Below are 18,629 nucleotides of genomic sequence, written 5' to 3' on the forward strand. Positions count from 1 at the left end.
ATATAAAAATAAGCTAGTAGGCTAATACAAATCTGGGCCTGAAGCTATCGACATCTTGTTGCACTGCTTCAGTGAACTAACCTTGAATCAATCGTTCGGTCTAGGTAATGAAATTCACTGCCATGCTACTGAGATAACACCACACGATCCCTACCGTACTCCTTGGCTTGGTATAGGGCAATATCAACGCGATTTATCATCTCCGCAGGGGTCTCATTAGGTAGATATTCGGCGACACCTATACTTACGGTGACATTCAGTTCATGCTCATTCACCCTGATTTTACGCTTGGCTATGGTGTCTCGTATACGCTCGGCAATATCCGCCCCATGGCTCAAATCTATATTAGGCAGCAACAGCAGAAACTCCTCTCCCCCCCAACGACAGACAATATCATGTTCTCGTAACTGGTTTCTTAGTATGTTAGTCACTGTTTTTATAACAAGATCGCCAATACTGTGACCATAATTATCATTCACTCTTTTAAAATTATCGATATCCAACAGCACTATCGAAACACTGGTCTGGTTTTCACTGGCTTCAATTAACGCCTTTTCGAAATACTCTTCAAATACCTGGCGGTTAGCGGCTCCGGTTAACTTATCCGTTGAGGCCATATGTTCTAATTTTCGTTGATAACGACCCAAAGTCAGATTAGCGATGATAAGGATCCCAATAGTGACTAGAAAGCTAATGAGTAAATTTCCCCAGAAAGTGGTCAACAACTTACGCTCACTCTCCACTTCCTCCTGCTCAACGATGAGATACCACTTAAACTCAGGCACTAAACGGCTATTGATATACACAGTCTTACCGTCTCTGACATAAGAGAGAGAGGCGCTGGGGCTAGTTAAAATCCGCGTCGCCAGTTTATCTAATCCCGGCGTGTCTTGCAGTGTCTGACTCCCATTGAAAGAGCCTCCATTTAGCGTGACTTTACCCTCTCTATCGACGAAGAATACGTGACGGTTATATCTTTTCTGATAAAGCTCCACCAGCTTCTTCACTTTATCAACTGCCAAGCCAACTCCAGTAACACCGATAAAGTTACCTTCAAAATCAAAAACTTTATAATTTACATAAACCACTGTACGGCTACTATCCGCCGAATCGGGATCGATATTAATCTCATAAAGTTCAGACTCTGGCAGAGACCGAACACGAAAATACCAGGCATCATCGGGCTCAGTATCTTGGATCTGTTTTAAAATCCCTGTGGAGTGATAATAATTTCTACTCTTCTCTGAGATAAAAAAACTAGTCACGGTATCGTATTTACCTTGGATCTCGCGCAAATACCGGATCAGCTTTTCCGGATCTTGCTCCTCGTCCAGAGTCCAGTCACGAACGAAGGTATCTTGTGCCATCAGAGAAGAGATAAAGATGGGTCGCAGCAGATCTTGTTGAATTTCGGAGTAGATGTTGTCACTTGTGAGCGGCAAGGTATTCTCTTCAATCTGCTCACTTAGAGAGTCATGGGCTACACGGTAACTGATACTGCTGGTTAACAGAAACGCACTCAAGAGTAGAATCGACAGGATCCAGACGAACTTTTTCTTATCATTCCAAGCAGTATTACCCATACTAAGTCATCCATTACGGCAGAAACAGTCATCTTCCGGAAACAGTCAACTTCTGGAAATAGTCATTTCCCAGAAAAAGCCACCCACCAGAAAAGCAACCTTATTATAACAACTTATTAAATATTAACCTGAAATCGCTTGAAATAGCATCGAAATTGGAGAACGGAAATAAGAAACACAATTTGATGGCAGAGTTAGATTGCCGGAATAAAAAAATGCCCTGCTGGGGAGCAGGGCAAAGCACATGATAAAAAACATATAGAAGCCAATGCAGAAAGGTGCAAGTTCAGTCTATAAAGCTAGAATAAAGTTGTAAGGTTACAGGCATATGGCTAAATGATGAGAGATTTATGACACAAAGAGCAGCTCAAGACAGAGCTAAGGAAGTGTCGAATTTTAAGCTGTAAGACTCAAGCTTCTCTATTCAAGATATGTCTTTAATGCTGCTCCAGGAATTGAGCTTTGAGTCGCTACGGCAAATGCTGCCCACTGAGCGCCCTCTTTCATGGCATCTGTGATGGTCAATCCTGTTGTCATGCCATGAATCAGACCCGATGCATAGGCATCACCGGCACCAGTGGTATCGATAACTGTAGAGGTAATCGCCACTACGTGTGTGCTGTCATTGCCAGAATACAGCATTGCCCCATCGACACCGTCGGTAACGATAAAGTACTTAAGAGAGTCCCCAGCTATGCTCAAACCATATTCCCATGGAGATAGCTCACTTCGCCCTGCCATATCAGTCTTAGAGGCGATCAAGATATGACAAGGCCTGAGTCTGTCATCTTTCGCCAGCTGAGCAAACACTAAGCTATGATTCAAGGCGGTTTTAGCCCAACTCACCACGCCTTCCGCCGACGAGTTAAAATACACTGCATCCCACTGAGACCATACAGGCGGAGCGGCTAATTCGAAGATGGGTCTTTGGGGTCTAATGATGGTTCGCTCACCGTCCGGCGTCATCACTAATAACATCTCATTGCTGGTTTCATCGTGCCTTTGGATAAGATGACATTCGATGCCTTGAGTACTCGCCTCAGCTAGCAACCAGTCACCAATCTTATCTCGTCCTACCTGACTAACCAAGGCGACTCTATGATGTGCCCAGACTAATCCTAACCCAGTATTGGCACCTCCTCCTCCCAACCTTTGCCCCCCATCCTGATAATGAAAACGCCCACCAGTTTGCAGGGCTTTATCCAACTGCAGGATACGGTCACAGTTCAAATTAGCAATCAGAAGAATATTGGCCATTAACAGGCTCGCAATAGAGATGTCATAAAATGATGGTAAGGGATTTTTCCAATGTAGCCAACTCTGATTGAGTTAACTTAGTGGTTAGAGCAAGAAAAATTACAGAAGTAGTGAATATTTATAAAGCCTTCTTAATAAAAAATCACTTCACAATATACATGCCTTCACTCTCGGGACTACTGAGCTTAAAACCAAACTTATTATACAAATCAGGCACATCAGCCATCAAGGTAATATAAGCGCCGATAGGTGCTTCACGCTCGAGATAATTCATAATCTGTTGCATTATTTCACGCCCTAAGCCCTGGCCCTGATAATCAGGGTCCACAGCAATATCGACTATTTCAAAGTTCAGTACCCCATCACCAACCACACGACCCATGGCTATTATTTGGTGTTCGAGATTTGAGTCATCGACTCTGACATATACTCCATACAGACTACAAGGCAGGCCTCTCACCACAGCCTCTCTCGGTCTTGGCGTCAGTCCTGAGATGTATCTCAATCTGATAAAGTCATCCACTGGTGCGACTTCTTGTACTACGGATAAGTTAGCAACTAGCTCAGGCATAGGTATTAACCAACACAGGGCCTCCATTCTGAAGCTAACATAGCATATTGAAATTCACTGCCCCAAGCCCCCTTAAAAAACACATTCTCGATAAAATGAGCTTCCCGTCTAAAGCCCACTCTTTCTAACAGCAACCAAGATGGGACATTTTCAGCATCTGTAGTCGCTATCACTCTATGGGGTTTTAGCTGGGTAAATAGGTATGTCAGCAGACCGAGTACGGCTTCGGATGCAAAACCTTGCCCCTGAAAATCAGGCGCGAAGGTGAAGCCTATCTCTATCTGCTCATCATCGATAAAATGAACCGCAAGATCGCCCAGCAACTGACTAGCTTCAACTTTGGAATCCGTTTTCGTGGTGATCGCCAACTGAAACCAGTGGCCTACCGCACCAAATGGCACCCTTTGCATCTCTTCGAACAGAGACAGAGCATCCTGATAGCAATATTCACTCCAACTCTGATACTTAGCCACATCGGGCAAGGCCCTGTAATCGGCAAAAAATTGCAGATCATTTAGCTCAAACTCACGACAGATAATACGTTCAGTCTGAAATAAAACTTTCATATTTAACATCTCCAAAGTGTTGCCAGAAAGAGATTAATCACGACAGGTAATAATTCCCTTTAGGAACCCCGCCAAAGAGTGGCATCGCAGCCTGCATCTGATCTTTAGGGAAATTATCGACTGAAGCCTGATGGGCTTCTACACTTAGCCAACGTTCGATGACGGCAAAAGATTCCGGACTATCCTGTTTCCGAAGTAGATCATAGGAAACACATCCCTTTGACTGGATTATATATGAGCTAAGCGATTGTAAAAAAAGATATAACTCTTCGCTTTTACCTTCGGCAGCCTGAAATTCTCCAATACGCACAATCATCTAAACATCCTTATTAAATGCTATCATTAGTACATGCCAAACTACCTGAAACTGAAATATTTTCAACCGTTTCCAGCGTTTTTCGCAGACTAATACCAATCATAAACATATATATTATTAATGACTTTGATTAGCTAATCTCAATGTAAGAGATCTCTCAAGCCCATGTCAGATATAGATAAATAATCTAATTGATCAAAACCAAGGGGTTTCCCAACCTATTGTTTTTCATTCAAATAAATAATGATCATCTATATTTCAGAAAAAAAAACCTATAATTCTGCATTTACCGCAGCTGTAATTTCGTAGAATAGGCTTAGACCATGGATGAAATTTTAGGATTGTTGAATGGAATCAATAATTAATTTTGAAGAGATCTTAGATCTTGTCGGTAGCCCCGAAAATAGGCTTAAACGTTATCGCGCCTGCGTCAATGAATTTGACCGCCTCCAATATGATGATCCCTTCATCAAACAGATCCGCTTAGAAATCATCCATCTTGAAGAGCAAGTCAAGAAGTTGCAACCCATCTAATAACTCAATAAACACCCAATAAAATGCTTAGTGAACTGTAATTTCGCTAAGCATTTTCACGCCACTCAAATATAAAAAGCATTAACTCATTAGGAAAATCAACAGCTTAATACTTAGATGTGATAAGTAGTTATTACATATCACATGGCTTGAGCGGTTTACGCAGCTGAGCACGCACATTATCCATACCTGAGTAGAACTCTTTCATCATCAAGAGCCCCATCATCTTGCCGTTATCGGTAACAATCAAGTTATCCGGATTTCTTGGGTCATTCTTAATTGCGCCGATCATTTTCATCGAACTCATCTCTTTAAACAGCGCCGTGTCTAAATTAACTCCGAAAGTATCGCGAAAATATTTACGGGATAAACGGCCTGAGAACATGCCTAATAAGAAGCGGTACTGCATCACATCTTTCTTACTGTAATTTTTCTGCTGCTCGACTCCCATACGCCCAGCGGCAATATTATCTTGGTACTTGCGTAATGAAAAATTATTCACATACAAGGTGTCATCTAAGAAGCTAAACGAACCAGATCCTACGCCTAGGTATTCGTCATAATCTATCACGTACTCGTCGAAACCTTCGTCGTTAGCCTTACCGAAGGCCCATGAAGAGAGCTGAGTATATTGACCATTTAAACTGTTTAAGATCTGACGATACTGACGGGCCATATCTCCCTGAGGAGCCGCAAGCTTACCTTTAACGCTTTTACGAGTCTGATGAGTGATCATCAAGGGGTAAGTGGTAATTTGACGTGGATCCAACTTAGAGGCCATATCTAAATCATGTTGAATAATCTCATCGGTCTGGCCTCTGAATCCAAAAATAAGATCGACATTTATAATAGGAAACAACTCTTTAGCCGCCATAATTTTATCAAACGTCTGCTGACCCGAGCCAAACTTCTCGATGCGGTCCGTCATAGTAAGAATATCATCGTTAAAACTCTGCACCCCAATGGACATACGGTCCACTAGTCCCTCTAATTGCTTAAAGCCAGGACTATCTAAATGCTGAGGATCTGACTCACAAGAGACCTCTTTGATACTCGGAAACAGCTTCTTAGCATGCTCTATAGTACGGGCAAGCTCATCTTCCAGCACAGTAGTCGTACCGCCGCCGATGTACATGGATTCGAAGTCGTAACCAAGCGCCTTAACCATATCCATCTCTTTACGCAGGGAGATAAAGTAAGCGCGAGCCTTATCTTCCTTAAACAAGAATCGATGGAAAGTACAAAATGAACAGAGCGTATGACAGAAAGGTACATGGGCATAGAGCATATATTTCTTGCCCTCCACCGGAGCAGGCATCATGTCGGCAGACTGAGTATCGAGTCTCAGGTTTTTATCCACATAGAACTGCATGACACGTTCCATAGCGCCGAGCATCCAATTAGGAACAGTAATATCTGCCTGATATGGCTTAATAATTTCACTGTTTTCTGGTTGAATAATTGATGACATAAAATTCCTAACTGAGCTGGCCTCAGAGAACAAGGTCCATATTGGATTCGAGGAGATAAAGAGGCGCACATCCTATATACGCGGCACAAAAGTATCACTTTAGTTATAGGTAAAACGTGAACTGGTTATAAGTTATGGCAGGGAAGGAAACAATCAATTGGGTTTTGTTAAGCCAGTCATGTTTTAGCCATTGCTCAATAAAGCGCCAGCGGCTATAAGGAGACAAGGTCCAAGTTAAATATGTTCTAGTTAGATTCAGGCTTAACACTAGCAGACATAAAAACACCCCATCAGTTTTCCAATGAGGTGTTTTACTTACTGCTTACTGCTTACGGCTCGAAACTCGCGTCTCGAAACTAAAGCTTATTCCTTATACTTCAGTGTGCCATTTTCTTTGATCTCGTCATACCAAAGATTATGGTGCTGTGTCGCCCAAGTCTCGTCACAATAACCTGACTTCATACATTCCATACCACCTTCAGACATAACCGTAGCCATAAAGATATGTACGATAGAGAAAGCTGTAATCACGATAGCACTGACCGAGTGCAATACTAACGCAATCAGGCTCAATGTACGGCTAGGCTCGAACAAGTTCGGGAATAGCAGTAACATACCTGAAGCCGAGATCAGCAGTCCAAATAGAGCAAAAGCCCAAAACCACAGCTTCTCACCGGCATTAGCAAAGCCTGCGTCTGGGTGCTTGCCCTTAAATGGACCGAAATTGATATAGCCACCAACCACCATCATCCACTTGATATCATACATCTTAGGAAGTTGATTCTTAGCCCATAAGGTAACCATCAAGGCCCAACCTAACATGAAAGGAATCGCCATAAAGTCATGTATCTGCTTGGCAGCATATACAAAACCTGCCCATACATTTTCAGGTATATAAGGTTGGAAGAAAAAACGCCCAGCCAGTAGAGTCAGACCTGTCAATATCAGCAGCAGACACGGAATAGCACCTAGCCAGTGAATGGATACATCAAGCTTAGACCAGCGGTAAACCAGCTTACCTGAGAATCCACCATGCAGCTTAGAGATGCCATTCACCTTGATAAACAAGATAAAAATGATGATCATGCCAAATAGTGCAGCCATCAAAGCAGGTGCAAGCAGATCACTACGTAACTCTAACACGCGTAGATCATAGGTATTGATAGCTTGATTGTGAAACTGACTCTGTGAGCTTGTCTCACCGGTTGCTCCAGCCTGCAATTGAGACCAAATTTGGCCTTCAGTCGCAACAGGCTGCTCAGCTCCCTGCAAAGAACCAGCTTGAGCTAAACCGATAGCACTAAACATCAGTACTAAGGTTAAGCCTATCTGTGTGAACCATGTGTTCATATTACATCCTTAGAAATGCGCAGCAGATCTATTAACCCCAGATTGCATTTTTAGAGCCACGGTATGCCACACGCTCACGGAAGATAGATGAGATAATCTCAGCATCACCCGCCAGTAACGATTTGGTCGCACATAGCTCGGCGCACATAGGTAGCTTACCTTCCGCGATACGGTTTGAGCCGTACTTCTGACGCTCTGCATCTGAATGGTTCTCTTCAGGACCACCGGCACAGAATGTACATTTATCCATCTTACCGCGAGTACCAAAGGCGCCCTTCTTAGGGAACTGAGGTGCACCGAATGGACAAGCATAGAGGCAGTAACCACAACCAATACAAGTATCCTTGTTATGTAGTGTTAAACCGTCTTCAGTCTGGTAGAAACAGTTTGCCGGGCAAACAGCCATACAAGGTGCATCTGTACAATGCATACATGCTACCGAGATAGAAGCCTCACCTCTTTGACCGTCGTTGATAGTAACAACGCGGCGACGTTGAATACCCCACTCTAGAGCCGAGTCGTTTTCGTTCTTACAAGCTGTGACACAACCGTTACACTCGATGCAGCGTTTGGTATCACACAAAAATTTCATTGTAGCCATAATGGCAATTCTCCTAGCTTACGCTTTCTCAATCTGACAAAGCGATGCCTTGGTTTCCTGCATCTGAGTCACAGGGTCATAACCATAAGTCAGTGCAGTGTTCGCAGACTCACCAATAACATAAGGAACCGTACCTTCCGGATAGTTAGCTGCCAGGCTTTCGCCGTGCATCTCGCCCGCGAAGTGGTAAGGCATCCAAGTCACACCAGGTTTAACCCGAGGCGTTACCATAGCTTGGATCTTAATACGACCACCCTCAGCCCCTTCAAGCCAGACATTATCACCATTACGAATACCACGGTCTGCAGCATCTGCAGGGCTTATCTCAACAAACATCTGCTGCTGAAGCTCGGCAAGCCACGGGTTAGAACGAGACTCTTCGCCACCGCCTTCATACTCAACTAGACGACCTGAAGTCAATGCGAGTGGGTACTTAGCTGCCGTGTCTTTCTCTTGGATTGACTTATACAGAGTCGGTAGACGATGCACCTGCATATCATCATAAGTTGGATACTTAGATACGAGATCACGACGAGGGGTATAAAGTGGCTCACGGTGAACCGGAGCCTGATCAGGGAAGGTCCATACGATACAACGCGCCTTCGCGTTACCGTAAGGAATACAGCCATGCTTCATAGCCACACGTTGGATGCCACCGGAAATATCTGTCTTCCAGTTCTTGCCATCGGCTTCGGCTTTCTCTGTCGCGGTTAGATCATCCCACCAACCCAACTGCTTAAGCATCTGAGAGGTAAACTCCGGGTAACCATCGGTGAGCTCAGAACCTTTAGAGAAACTGCCTTCGGCAAGAAGGTTCTTACCTTTGTACTCAACACCAAAACGGGCACGGAAGTTACCGCCGCCATCGAGCACATGCTTGTGTGTGTTATAAAGGATTTGAGTACCTGGATGCTTCTGCTCAGGTGTGCCCCAACATGGCCAAGGTAGACCATAAGTATCACCCTTAGCCGGTCCGCCAACCGCTTCAAGCGTCTTGTTGCTGAATGTACCCCAGTTCTGGGTGTGCATCTTCAAACGCTCAGGGCTCTGACCTGACATACCGATAGTCCACATACCGCGATTAATTTCGCGAGTAATGTCTTCGATAACCAGAACGTCATTAGCGTCTTTAGCGATACGTTTAGTGAACTCTTTTGCAAAGCCAAGCTTCTGAGACAGGCGATACATGATCTCAAGGTCGGTCTTAGACTCAAACAATGGCTCAATCACTTTTTCGCGCCACTGTTGGCTACGGCCTGAGTTTGACACAGAGCCTTCAGTCTCAAACTGAGTACACGCTGGTAGTAAATAAACACCATTCTTACGACGGTGCATAACACCTGCCATAGTCGGGAATGGATCGACAACAACCACTGTATCCATCTTATCTAGTGCATCACGAACTTCACGCTGACGGGTCTCAGTGTTAACCGATTGTCCCCAGAAAAAAGCCATACGAATACGATCTTTCTGCGCTAATGCTTCAGGGGTCTCGAGTACACCGTCATGCCAACGAGAACAAGGAATACCTGGCGTGTTCATTGGCACACGACCTAGGTATTCGTTCTGATCGAAACGAGACTTAACCCAGTCGAACTCAAGATCCCATACATGAGACCAGTGCTTCCAAGAGCCAGTCTTAAGACCGTAGTAACCAGGTAGCGTATCGAATAACAGACCTAAGTCGGTTGCACCTTGTACGTTATCGTGACCACGGAAGATGTTAGTACCACCACCTTGCTTACCCATATTACCTAGAGCTAGCTGAAGAATGCAGTAGGCACGAGTGTTAGCATTACCTACGTGATGCTGAGTCCCACCCATACACCAAACAACGGTACCTGGACAGTTATCGGCCATAAGCTTAGCCGCTTGGTAAACGTCAGCTTCGCTTACACCTGTGACGTGTTCAACTTCTTTAGGCGGGAACTTCTTCGCTTCTTCGCGAATCGTTTCCATCTCGAAAACACGTTCTTTGATAAAGGTCTTATCTTCCCAGCCATTTTTGAATATATGCCAAAGCATACCGTAGATGAATGGAATATCGGTACCCGGACGAATAGCACAGTGCAGGTCAGAGTGAGCCGCAGTACGCGAGAAACGAGGATCGACAACGATAATTTTTGCGTTGTTTTTCTCTTTCGCGATCAGAATATGCTGCATAGCAACGGGATGCGCTTCAGCCGGGTTTGACCCGATGAAGAAGATCGCGTTTGCATTCTGAATATCGTTGAAAGAGTTAGTTTGCGCACCGTAGCCCCAAGTGTTTGCAACACCAGCTACCGTGGTAGAGTGACAAATCCGAGCCGAGTGATCGACGTTGTTAGTGCCCCACATAGCCGCAAATTTGCGGTACATGTAACAGCCTTCGTTAGAAAACTTAGCGCTACCCATGAAGTAAAGTGAATCAGGGCCAGACTCTTTACGGATATCCAGCATCTGGTCGCCAACTTCATTGAAAGCTTGCTCCCAAGATAATTTCTGCCACTTGCCATCAACAAGCTTCATGGGATACTTAAGACGCTTCTCACCATGACCATGTTCACGCAGCGCTGCACCTTTAGCACAATGTCCGCCGGCATTGAATGGATGATCAAATGCAGGCTCCTGACCAGTCCAAACACCATTTTGAACTTCAGCATATAGACCACAACCTACCGCACAAGCACTACATACGGTACGCTTGATCTCGATAGGTGTATCATGTGGAACATCTTTGGCTTCTGCACGACGCATCATGCCTGTACCTAAGAGTGAAGCCGCAGCAATACCACCTGAAGTGATACCGGCATGCTTCATAAACTGACGACGGCTAATGCCTAGAGTCTTCTTGTCGACTTTAGGTGCCTCGTTAGATTTGCGAGTTAACTGCATATCTAAAACTCTCCTAACTAGCTTCTCAAGCTATTGTAATAACTACGTATATGTGTAGTTTCATGATAGCCATTCGCACTTTTTGTGCTCACATTACTCTCGGTTGCTTGAGCGGCACTTATATCAGTAGCGGCAAGGGCGACCGTCGCCGTACCACCTACTGTGAGTGCTTTCAGCAAAGATCTCCGATTCAGATCAGGCTGTTGCTTCTTCATTTTTACTCCTGGGAAGGAATCGTTAAGTATTAAGAATGCTTATTTTCATGTTTGATGCCGACCAAATGCTGTCAATTTGTTAATTCTGTGGTATTGCTCAGCACCAATTTTTATTATCAAAAAGCACCCAACAAATTGCCCAGCCAATATAGGTAAGTTTTATCGAAAGAATATTGATCTAAAACGGATAAGAATCGCTATTAAGCTCACCTGCTTTCTAAAGTGTTAACCCAATCATGTTTTGAAATTTATTTTAATTTTACGACGTAAATATGAGGCTGTGTTCGAGCAGAATTTGTTACTGGAATGTACAAGCAATAAACTGATACTTAAGGCAAAAACCAATTAATAATGGTTTTTATTTCGGCTTTAAACAAGGTACAACATATTCTTAGCACAGTAAAAAATTGACGAGTATCTAACTGTAGTAAAGTGATTCAAGAAAGCGCTAACAAAGCCATAAACATAACCTCCATTTATGATTATCCACAACTACCTGCTCATGACTTAAAATCATGCCAACCATAATATATATTGATTATATATCATGGTTGGTTACGCCTTATAGTGAAGTCAAAGTAGAGTAAAACGAATAAAGGTGGCACAAATTAAAACACTATCGCTGGCATTATTAATAACCGCAGCCTTGGTTTCTTTTGCTACAACCAGAATCCAAAGTGTCATTCATCAACTCGGTAATACACAGGAGATGAAGACTAAACAGCAGGACCTCAGCCTAGAGAAGAAAAAGCTCAGGTTACGGATAGAAAGAATGCTCGTTTCTGAAGAGATGATCAAAAAGTGGCGCGAAGGACATCTGTAACTTAGCTGCAAGTACAGTTAGATATAACCACATATAGAGAGGTGTATAATGTTTTTAAAAATAGTAGAAGTAACACCAGAAGTTGATAGCCTTGTATGCGCAATAATCAAGAGAGTTGGTGAGGAGTACGGGGCTGTTGGGGAAGGCTATGGCCCCTCAGATGCTGAAGTAGAAAATATGAGTCAGCATTATAGCAATATCAATAGCCTCTATTTGGTCGCAAAATTAAATGGAACAGTAGTTGGAGGCTGTGGTGTTGCCCCCTTTAACAAGAGCAGTGACATTTGCGAACTAAAAAAACTATTTCTATTAAAAGAAAGCCGTGGACATGGTTTAGGAAAAAGCCTAACGATAAAGTGTTTAGAGTACGCCAAGCAGCAAGGGTATCAACAATGTTATTTAGATACCCTGTCTAATATGGATTCAGCGATTCGTCTTTATGAAAAACTAGGTTTTGAGCATTTAAGTGAATCTTTGAGCGGAACAGTACATAACGCGTGTGATGTATGGATGCTAAAAACACTATAAAGCCAATCCTTAATATGGCTCTGAGAAGATATAATGAATAACTACAAGTTACTTCGACCGCTATTATCATTATTACAGACGCGAAATTTAACCTTATCAGCCCATCAGCTGAACGTTACACAATCTGCAATGAGCAGGAGCCTGTTGCAAATTAGAGAGGCATTCGATGACCCCATATTAATTCGTGAGGGTCAGAATTTTATATTGACACAAAGGGGGGAAGAACTTCTCATCGAGCTCCCAGGTATACTCACCACGCTTGACTCCCTTTACTTAACTGAGACATTTAACCCGGCAAGCTGTAAACGACGCTTTCATTTAGCCTATACCTCTTTCTTATCATCAATAACGAGTGCTCTAATTTGCTCTGAGCTAGAGAAGGTCTCACCATACCTAAGCATTGACAGCCAATTATGGCAAGGACAGAGTCTCTCCGATGACGAAATGAAAAAGGTAGACTTAGTTGCTTCAATTGCAGATACAATTCCTGAGAATATCTATGGGAAGAAATTGATTGAAGACTCGTATGTAGCTGTCATGTCAAAGAGCTGTACGCTTGCGAATGAGCCTCTTACGCTCGAAAGCTATGTGAGATCTAAACATGTGCTAGTGCGCAGTATTACCAATATCACCAAGCAAGTTGATAAAGTTATGCAGCCTACTGGATATGAAAGAAAAGTATTAGCAAATGTCCCCTCATTTTTCGATGCCTTTAAAGTCATTGATACAACAGAAGCCATCATCACAGTGCCCCGACATATCATTGCTGAGTATTGCAATATCTTTGATTTAAAAGTGAAGCCACTCCCCTTTAAATTAGAAACACACCCATATTATTTACTCTGGCATGCCAAGTATCAAAACGATCCTGAACACAAATGGTTTAGAGAGTTTTGCTTTCCGTTACTAAAGAATTATCTTGAAACTGCAATCGAAAAAGGGCAACAACTGACTTTATCTAAAGTACCTAGAGCCTAGGTTCCTTATAGTATCGAGCTCAAAACACAACAAAGAAAGCTTCGAGTCGCGAGATAGATAGGCTCATCATTCGTTCTCATTGATGCGTCAGCATCACACTCAAGATTTAGATATAAAACTCCCCTTCTACTACGACCTTATAGTTCGAGGATAATCACATCCATATGAAACTACCCTCCAACTACATCCATATAGTCCGGGGATAATCACATCCATATGAAACTCCCCTCCAACTACATCCATATAGTCCGGGGATAATCACATCCATATGAAAAAGCCCCAGCGAACTAAATCGACTGGGGCTTTTTATTAAGTTCCTAGGCCTAGGTTCTAGTTCCTAGGATCTTTGACCTTAATCTTTATATTCTAAACTGCCATTCTCTTTGATCTCGTCGTACCAAAGATTATGGTGCTGCACAGCCCAGTTCTCATCACAGTAACCAGACTTCATACACTCCATGCCACCTTCACTCAATACTGTCGCCATCCAAATATGAACGATAGTAAAGGCGATAATGATGATCGCGCTGATAGCATGTATCAGTAGTGCAGCCATAGAGGCTTCCCGGGGAAGATCAAGACCAGGTAAAACCAGCATGATGCCCGAAACACAGATGAAAAGACCGAACACAGTTAATGTCCAGAACCACATTTTCTCACCGGCATTAGCAAAACCACTGTCTGGATGCTTACCCTTGAATGGTCCAAAGTTGATGTAACCACCAACCACGAGGAACCATTTAAGGTCGTACATCTTAAATGTCTGCATCGGCATCCATTTTACGACGCACAAAACCCAAGCCGCCATGAAAATCGGACCCACATAATCATGGATAGTCTTACTGCCATAGATCATTGCAGCCCATATTCCTTCAGCAACATAAGGCTGCAGAACATGTTTACCTAACATTATGGTGAGACCGGTAAATATCAGCCCCAAACAAGATAGGGCTAGTACCCAGTGGATCCACAAATCGGCCTTAGTCCAACGCAATACCATTTTGCCAGAGAACCCTTTACTTAACTTAGAAGGTCCATTAACAAAATAAAATGCTAAGAAGGCACCGAACACACCTAACACAGCAAAAGCCATCGCTGGGGTAAGATAATTATTTTTAATATCTTTCCCTTGATTGCCAGCGATGTTAATTAACACATTAGCTTCGACACCCTGGGCCGTCGTATAACCTGAATCACCAGCCTTCACTGCACGCCAGAGATCTGCATCGCTGGTTTTAGCATTAGCCATTTGCTGGCTGGTTTGACCATCGGCTGCATATGCAGTCGTGCTCATTCCTAAACCAGCCGCTAACACACTAGTTAACACCAGAGGCAAAACCAACAGTGCAAACAGGCTTCGTAGTGATTTAAAATTCATAGTCACTCCTTATTGGACTTTATTATCGAGCTGCAAAAATCACTCACAGCCCTATAGTCCTAATTGCCCTATGCACTCGTCTGAGGTGTGTAACCCCAGATTGCACCTGGATTGCCACGTGCCGCGGTACGCTCTCTATAGATACTGGATACTATCTCAGCATCACCGGCAAGTAGCGCCTTGGTCGAACAAAGTTCGGCACACATAGGCAACTTACCTTCGGCGATACGGTTAGCACCGTACTTCTGACGCTCTGCATCTGAATGAGTCTCTTCCGGGCCACCGGCACAGAAAGTACACTTATCCATCTTGCCACGGCTACCGAATGCAGTCTTTTTAGGGAACTGAGGCGCCCCAAATGGACATGCATACAAGCAATAACCGCAACCGATACAAGTATCTTTGTTATGCAGCACTATGCCGTCTTCGGTACGGTAGAAACAATCGGCCGGACAAACTGCCTGGCAAGGTGCATCGGTACAGTGCATACATGCCACTGAGATCGACGCTTCACCGGGCTCACCATCGTTAATTGTTACCACACGGCGACGTTGAATTCCCCACTCGAGAGCGGAATCGTTTTCGTTCTTACAAGCTGTGACGCAACCGTTACACTCGATGCAGCGTTTGGTGTCACACAAAAATTTCATGACTGCCATGTTGGCTATCTCCTCATCAAGTTCAGTTAGGCTTTAGTGATCTGACACAAGCTAGACTTAGTCTCTTGCATCTGAGTAACCACATCATAGCCATAGGTCAGTACAGTATTAGCCGATTCGCCAACAACATAAGGTACAGTGCCTTCAGGGTAATATTTACTCAGGTCTTCACCTTCGAATACACCCGCGAAGTGGTAAGGCATAAAGCACTCACCTTCGATAACGCGAGGCGTTACCATGGCTTGAACCTTGATTTTGGCGCCTTCCGGACTGTGAACCCAAACATCATCACCGTCACGAAGACCGCGATCTGCTGCGTCCGCTGGACTGATCTCAATAAACATCTCTTGCTGCAGCTCAGCGAGCCAAGGGTTAGAGCGCGTCTCTTCACCACCGCCTTCGTATTCCACTAAACGACCAGAGGTCAGTGCAATTGGGAAGTCTTTAGCGAAGTCCTGATCCTGAATGGTTTTATACAGGGTAGGAAGACGAGCAACCATACGGTCATCATAAGTCGGGTACTTAGCGACCAGATCACGACGCGGCGTATAAAGTGGCTCACGGTGCAGAGGAATATCATCGGGGAAGTTCCATACGATACAACGTGCTTTGGCGTTACCATAAGGAATACAACCATGTTTAATGGCCACACGCTGGATACCACCAGAGATATCAGTCTTCCAGTTTTTACCTTCGGCATGTTGCTTTTCTTCAGCAGTCAGATCATCCCACCAGCCGAGTTGTTTAAGCATATCAGCGGTAAATTCAGGATAACCATCCTGGATTTCAGAACCTTTAGAGTAAGAACCCTCAGCAAGAATATTATTGCCATCGTGTTCGACACCGTAACGGGCACGGAAGTTACCACCACCATCTTTCACTTCACGATCTGTACGATACAAGATCTGTGAACCTGGGTGTTTCATCTCTGGAGTCCCCCAACATGGCCAAGGTAGACCATAGGTCTCACCTTTTGCTGGTCCACCTGGTGCCTCGAGAGATTTAATATCGAAAGTACCCCAGTTTTCCTGGTGCATCTTCAAACGCTCAGGACTTTGGCCTGTGTAACCAATGGTCCACATACCCTTGTTAAATTCGCGAGTCATGTCTTCGATTAATGGCTCATCACCATTGACCTTAATATGCTTACAGAGTTCTTTCTCTATGCCCCATTTCTTAGCCAATTTATACATGATCACATGATCTGGCTTAGACTCGAACAAGGGCTCGATAACCTGTGTACGCCACTGCAGTGAACGATTTGATGCAGATACTGAACCGTAAGTTTCAAATTGAGTCGATGCAGGAAGCAGATATACACCGTCTGTACGGTTGTGCATCACGCCTGCCATCGTTGGGAATGGATCGACAACCACTACAGTGTCCATCTTATCCAGTGCTTCACGCACTTCGCGACCACGTGTTTCGGTGTTAACTGACTGACCCCAGAAGAATGACATACGTATGTTATCTTTCTGAGCGATCTTAGTCTTGTCTTCCAGTACACCGTCATGCCAACGAGAACATGGGATACCAGTAGAGTTCATCGGCTTTTGGCCTAAGTATTCATTCTGGTCAAAACGGCTCTTAACCCACTCGTAATCCAGATCCCACACGTTACACCAGTGCTTCCATGAACCTGTCTTCAGGCCATAGTAGCCTGGCAAGGTATCGAACAGCAGACCGAAATCAGTCGCGCCCTGTACGTTATCGTGACCACGGAAAATATTAGTACCACCACCAGAGACACCCATGTTACCTAGGGCTAGCTGAAGGATACAGTAGGCACGAGTATTGGCGTTACCTATGTGATGTTGAGTACCACCCATACACCAGACAACGGTACCAGGCTTAGTCATAGCCAGCATCTTGGCTACACGGTGCATCTGAGCTTCAGGGACGCTGGTCACATTCTCAACTTCGGCGGGATTCCACTTAGCCGCTTCCTCGCGAATACGTTCCATACCGTATACACGTTGGTCGATAAAAGTTTGATCTTCCCACTTGTTCTTGAAGATATGCCAAAGTAGACCATAAATATAAGGAATATCAGTACCAGGGCGAATATGTACATATTCATCAGACTTAGCAGCAGTTCGGCTAAATCTCGGGTCGACGACGATGATTTTCGCGCCCCGTTCTTTACCTTCGAGGATGTGCTGCATTGCAACCGGATGCGCTTCACATGGGTTGGACCCAATGAACATCATCACTTTTGCATTACGGATATCGTTAAAAGAATTGGTTTGCGCACCATAGCCCCAAGTGTTTGCAACACCGGCTACAGTGGTAGAGTGACAAATACGTGCAGAGTGATCGACATTGTTGGTGCCCCACATAGCTGCTAATTTGCGGTACATATAGGCTTGTTCGTTAGAGAACTTAGCCGAGCCCATGAAGAATACTGAATCAGGACCAGATTCCTTGCGGATCTCTAATGCCTTACTACTCACTTCTTCTATGGCCTGATCCCAAGAGATCTTCTTCCACTTTCCGCCTTCAAGCTTCATTGGATATTTAAGACGCTTTCCACCATGGCCATGCTCACGTAGTGCTGCACCTTTTGCACAGTGACCACCAGCATTGAAAGGATGATCGAATGCAGGCTCTTGGCCGGTCCACACACCGTTTTGTACTTCGGCATAGATACCACAACCCACAGAACAGTGAGAACATATGGTACGTTTTATTTCCGTTGGTGCATTATGTGGCACCTCTTTCGCTTCGGCTTTGCGCATCATACCTGCGCCAAGCATAGACGCCGCAGCAATACCACCAGTTGCAAGACCTGCAGACTGAAGGAACTGACGGCGGTTTAGACCTAAGGCAGGCTTACTAGCCGTTGTTGCCTGGTCTGTTTTGCGAGTTAGTCGCATCACACACTCCTAATCTTATTGATTTAATATGAATATTTACTAATCAGAT

The 18,629-nt window shown here is 44.2% G+C and carries 17 protein-coding genes; 4 read left to right on the forward strand and 13 right to left on the reverse strand.

The window, feature by feature from the left end:
* Positions 1 to 125: 125 nt before the first annotated feature.
* From sps_RS27085 to sps_RS27105, 5 genes are all read right to left on the reverse strand, one after another.
* Positions 126 to 1,583 (reverse strand): sensor domain-containing diguanylate cyclase, encoded by a 1,458-nt coding sequence (locus sps_RS27085; RefSeq protein ID WP_077755345.1) that lies wholly within the window; start codon positions 1,581 to 1,583, stop codon positions 126 to 128.
* 420 nt (positions 1,584 to 2,003) lie between these two features.
* Positions 2,004 to 2,840, reverse strand: coding sequence for a PfkB family carbohydrate kinase (locus sps_RS27090; protein WP_077755346.1), 837 nt, complete (start codon positions 2,838 to 2,840; stop codon positions 2,004 to 2,006).
* Positions 2,841 to 2,982: 142 nt separating this feature from the next.
* On the reverse strand, positions 2,983 to 3,411 hold the full coding sequence (locus sps_RS27095; protein WP_077755347.1) for a GNAT family N-acetyltransferase: 429 nt from the start codon (positions 3,409 to 3,411) through the stop codon (positions 2,983 to 2,985).
* A 5-nt stretch (positions 3,412 to 3,416) separates the two neighbouring features.
* Positions 3,417 to 3,977, reverse strand: a complete 561-nt coding sequence (locus sps_RS27100; protein WP_077755348.1) for a GNAT family N-acetyltransferase — start codon at positions 3,975 to 3,977, stop codon at positions 3,417 to 3,419.
* 37 nt (positions 3,978 to 4,014) lie between these two features.
* Positions 4,015 to 4,293: a putative quinol monooxygenase gene (locus sps_RS27105; protein WP_077755349.1), complete on the reverse strand. Its 279-nt coding sequence runs from the start codon at positions 4,291 to 4,293 to the stop codon at positions 4,015 to 4,017.
* Positions 4,294 to 4,641: 348 nt separating this feature from the next.
* Between sps_RS27105 and sps_RS27110 the strand changes: the two genes are divergently transcribed.
* Positions 4,642 to 4,827 carry a hypothetical protein gene (locus sps_RS27110; protein WP_077755350.1) on the forward strand — a complete coding sequence of 62 codons (186 nt, stop codon included), beginning with the start codon at positions 4,642 to 4,644 and terminating at the stop codon, positions 4,825 to 4,827.
* Between the two features lie 133 nt (positions 4,828 to 4,960).
* On the opposite strand, the gene sps_RS27115 is transcribed toward sps_RS27110, so the two are convergent.
* The 5 genes from sps_RS27115 to sps_RS27135 all read right to left on the reverse strand — a co-directional run bounded on the left by sps_RS27115 (position 4,961) and on the right by sps_RS27135 (position 11,338).
* The gene (locus sps_RS27115) at positions 4,961 to 6,298 is read right to left on the reverse strand and encodes a coproporphyrinogen III oxidase family protein (protein ID WP_077755351.1); all 1,338 of its coding nucleotides are present in this window, start codon (positions 6,296 to 6,298) and stop codon (positions 4,961 to 4,963) included.
* 363 nt (positions 6,299 to 6,661) lie between these two features.
* Positions 6,662 to 7,648, reverse strand: coding sequence for a formate dehydrogenase subunit gamma (locus sps_RS27120; RefSeq protein WP_077755352.1), 987 nt, complete (start codon positions 7,646 to 7,648; stop codon positions 6,662 to 6,664).
* A 31-nt stretch (positions 7,649 to 7,679) separates the two neighbouring features.
* Entirely contained in the window at positions 7,680 to 8,249 is a 570-nt protein-coding gene (gene fdh3B / locus sps_RS27125) for a formate dehydrogenase FDH3 subunit beta (protein WP_077755353.1), read from the reverse strand.
* Positions 8,250 to 8,267: 18 nt separating this feature from the next.
* On the reverse strand, positions 8,268 to 11,123 hold the full coding sequence (locus sps_RS27130; RefSeq protein WP_077755354.1) for a formate dehydrogenase subunit alpha: 2,856 nt from the start codon (positions 11,121 to 11,123) through the stop codon (positions 8,268 to 8,270).
* 17 nt (positions 11,124 to 11,140) lie between these two features.
* Positions 11,141 to 11,338, reverse strand: a complete 198-nt coding sequence (locus sps_RS27135) for a formate dehydrogenase (protein ID WP_077755355.1) — start codon at positions 11,336 to 11,338, stop codon at positions 11,141 to 11,143.
* A gap of 598 nt (positions 11,339 to 11,936) precedes the next feature.
* Here sps_RS27135 and sps_RS27140 point away from each other — a divergent pair.
* Genes sps_RS27140 through sps_RS27150 form a run of 3 tightly spaced genes read left to right on the forward strand, consistent with a single transcriptional unit; the run spans position 11,937 to position 13,667 of the window.
* Positions 11,937 to 12,161 (forward strand): hypothetical protein, encoded by a 225-nt coding sequence (locus sps_RS27140; protein WP_077755356.1) that lies wholly within the window; start codon positions 11,937 to 11,939, stop codon positions 12,159 to 12,161.
* 48 nt (positions 12,162 to 12,209) lie between these two features.
* Positions 12,210 to 12,689 carry a GNAT family N-acetyltransferase gene (locus tag sps_RS27145; RefSeq protein WP_077755357.1) on the forward strand — a complete coding sequence of 160 codons (480 nt, stop codon included), beginning with the start codon at positions 12,210 to 12,212 and terminating at the stop codon, positions 12,687 to 12,689.
* Positions 12,690 to 12,722: 33 nt separating this feature from the next.
* Complete coding sequence (locus sps_RS27150; protein WP_077755358.1) at positions 12,723 to 13,667, forward strand: LysR family transcriptional regulator; 945 nt, start codon at positions 12,723 to 12,725, stop codon at positions 13,665 to 13,667.
* A 352-nt stretch (positions 13,668 to 14,019) separates the two neighbouring features.
* On the opposite strand, the gene sps_RS27155 is transcribed toward sps_RS27150, so the two are convergent.
* The 3 genes from sps_RS27155 to sps_RS27165 all read right to left on the reverse strand — a co-directional run bounded on the left by sps_RS27155 (position 14,020) and on the right by sps_RS27165 (position 18,580).
* Positions 14,020 to 15,045, reverse strand: coding sequence for a formate dehydrogenase subunit gamma (locus sps_RS27155; protein ID WP_077755359.1), 1,026 nt, complete (start codon positions 15,043 to 15,045; stop codon positions 14,020 to 14,022).
* A gap of 68 nt (positions 15,046 to 15,113) precedes the next feature.
* Positions 15,114 to 15,704, reverse strand: coding sequence for a formate dehydrogenase FDH3 subunit beta (fdh3B, locus tag sps_RS27160; protein WP_077755360.1), 591 nt, complete (start codon positions 15,702 to 15,704; stop codon positions 15,114 to 15,116).
* A 26-nt stretch (positions 15,705 to 15,730) separates the two neighbouring features.
* Complete coding sequence (locus sps_RS27165; RefSeq protein WP_077755361.1) at positions 15,731 to 18,580, reverse strand: formate dehydrogenase subunit alpha; 2,850 nt, start codon at positions 18,578 to 18,580, stop codon at positions 15,731 to 15,733.
* Between the last annotated feature and the right edge of the window lie 49 nt (positions 18,581 to 18,629).

This window comes from Shewanella psychrophila (assembly GCF_002005305.1).
Lineage (GTDB): Bacteria > Pseudomonadota > Gammaproteobacteria > Enterobacterales > Shewanellaceae > Shewanella > Shewanella psychrophila.

What these genes read in the sequence shown, in the direction of transcription:
- fdh3B (WP_077755360.1), bottom strand. Translation starts at nt 15,704, where the DNA reads ATGGCAGTCATGAAATTTTTGTGTGACACCAAACGCTGCATCGAGTGT.
- sps_RS27090 (WP_077755346.1), bottom strand. Translation starts at nt 2,840, where the DNA reads ATGGCCAATATTCTTCTGATTGCTAATTTGAACTGTGACCGTATCCTG.
- sps_RS27110 (WP_077755350.1), top strand. Translation starts at nt 4,642, where the DNA reads ATGGAATCAATAATTAATTTTGAAGAGATCTTAGATCTTGTCGGTAGC.
- sps_RS27100 (WP_077755348.1), bottom strand. Translation starts at nt 3,977, where the DNA reads ATGAAAGTTTTATTTCAGACTGAACGTATTATCTGTCGTGAGTTTGAG.
- sps_RS27105 (WP_077755349.1), bottom strand. Translation starts at nt 4,293, where the DNA reads ATGATTGTGCGTATTGGAGAATTTCAGGCTGCCGAAGGTAAAAGCGAA.
- sps_RS27165 (WP_077755361.1), bottom strand. Translation starts at nt 18,580, where the DNA reads ATGCGACTAACTCGCAAAACAGACCAGGCAACAACGGCTAGTAAGCCT.
- sps_RS27145 (WP_077755357.1), top strand. Translation starts at nt 12,210, where the DNA reads ATGTTTTTAAAAATAGTAGAAGTAACACCAGAAGTTGATAGCCTTGTA.
- fdh3B (WP_077755353.1), bottom strand. Translation starts at nt 8,249, where the DNA reads ATGGCTACAATGAAATTTTTGTGTGATACCAAACGCTGCATCGAGTGT.
- sps_RS27150 (WP_077755358.1), top strand. Translation starts at nt 12,723, where the DNA reads ATGAATAACTACAAGTTACTTCGACCGCTATTATCATTATTACAGACG.
- sps_RS27135 (WP_077755355.1), bottom strand. Translation starts at nt 11,338, where the DNA reads ATGAAGAAGCAACAGCCTGATCTGAATCGGAGATCTTTGCTGAAAGCA.
- sps_RS27130 (WP_077755354.1), bottom strand. Translation starts at nt 11,123, where the DNA reads ATGCAGTTAACTCGCAAATCTAACGAGGCACCTAAAGTCGACAAGAAG.
- sps_RS27095 (WP_077755347.1), bottom strand. Translation starts at nt 3,411, where the DNA reads ATGCCTGAGCTAGTTGCTAACTTATCCGTAGTACAAGAAGTCGCACCA.
- sps_RS27120 (WP_077755352.1), bottom strand. Translation starts at nt 7,648, where the DNA reads ATGAACACATGGTTCACACAGATAGGCTTAACCTTAGTACTGATGTTT.
- sps_RS27155 (WP_077755359.1), bottom strand. Translation starts at nt 15,045, where the DNA reads ATGAATTTTAAATCACTACGAAGCCTGTTTGCACTGTTGGTTTTGCCT.
- sps_RS27115 (WP_077755351.1), bottom strand. Translation starts at nt 6,298, where the DNA reads ATGTCATCAATTATTCAACCAGAAAACAGTGAAATTATTAAGCCATAT.
- sps_RS27085 (WP_077755345.1), bottom strand. Translation starts at nt 1,583, where the DNA reads ATGGGTAATACTGCTTGGAATGATAAGAAAAAGTTCGTCTGGATCCTG.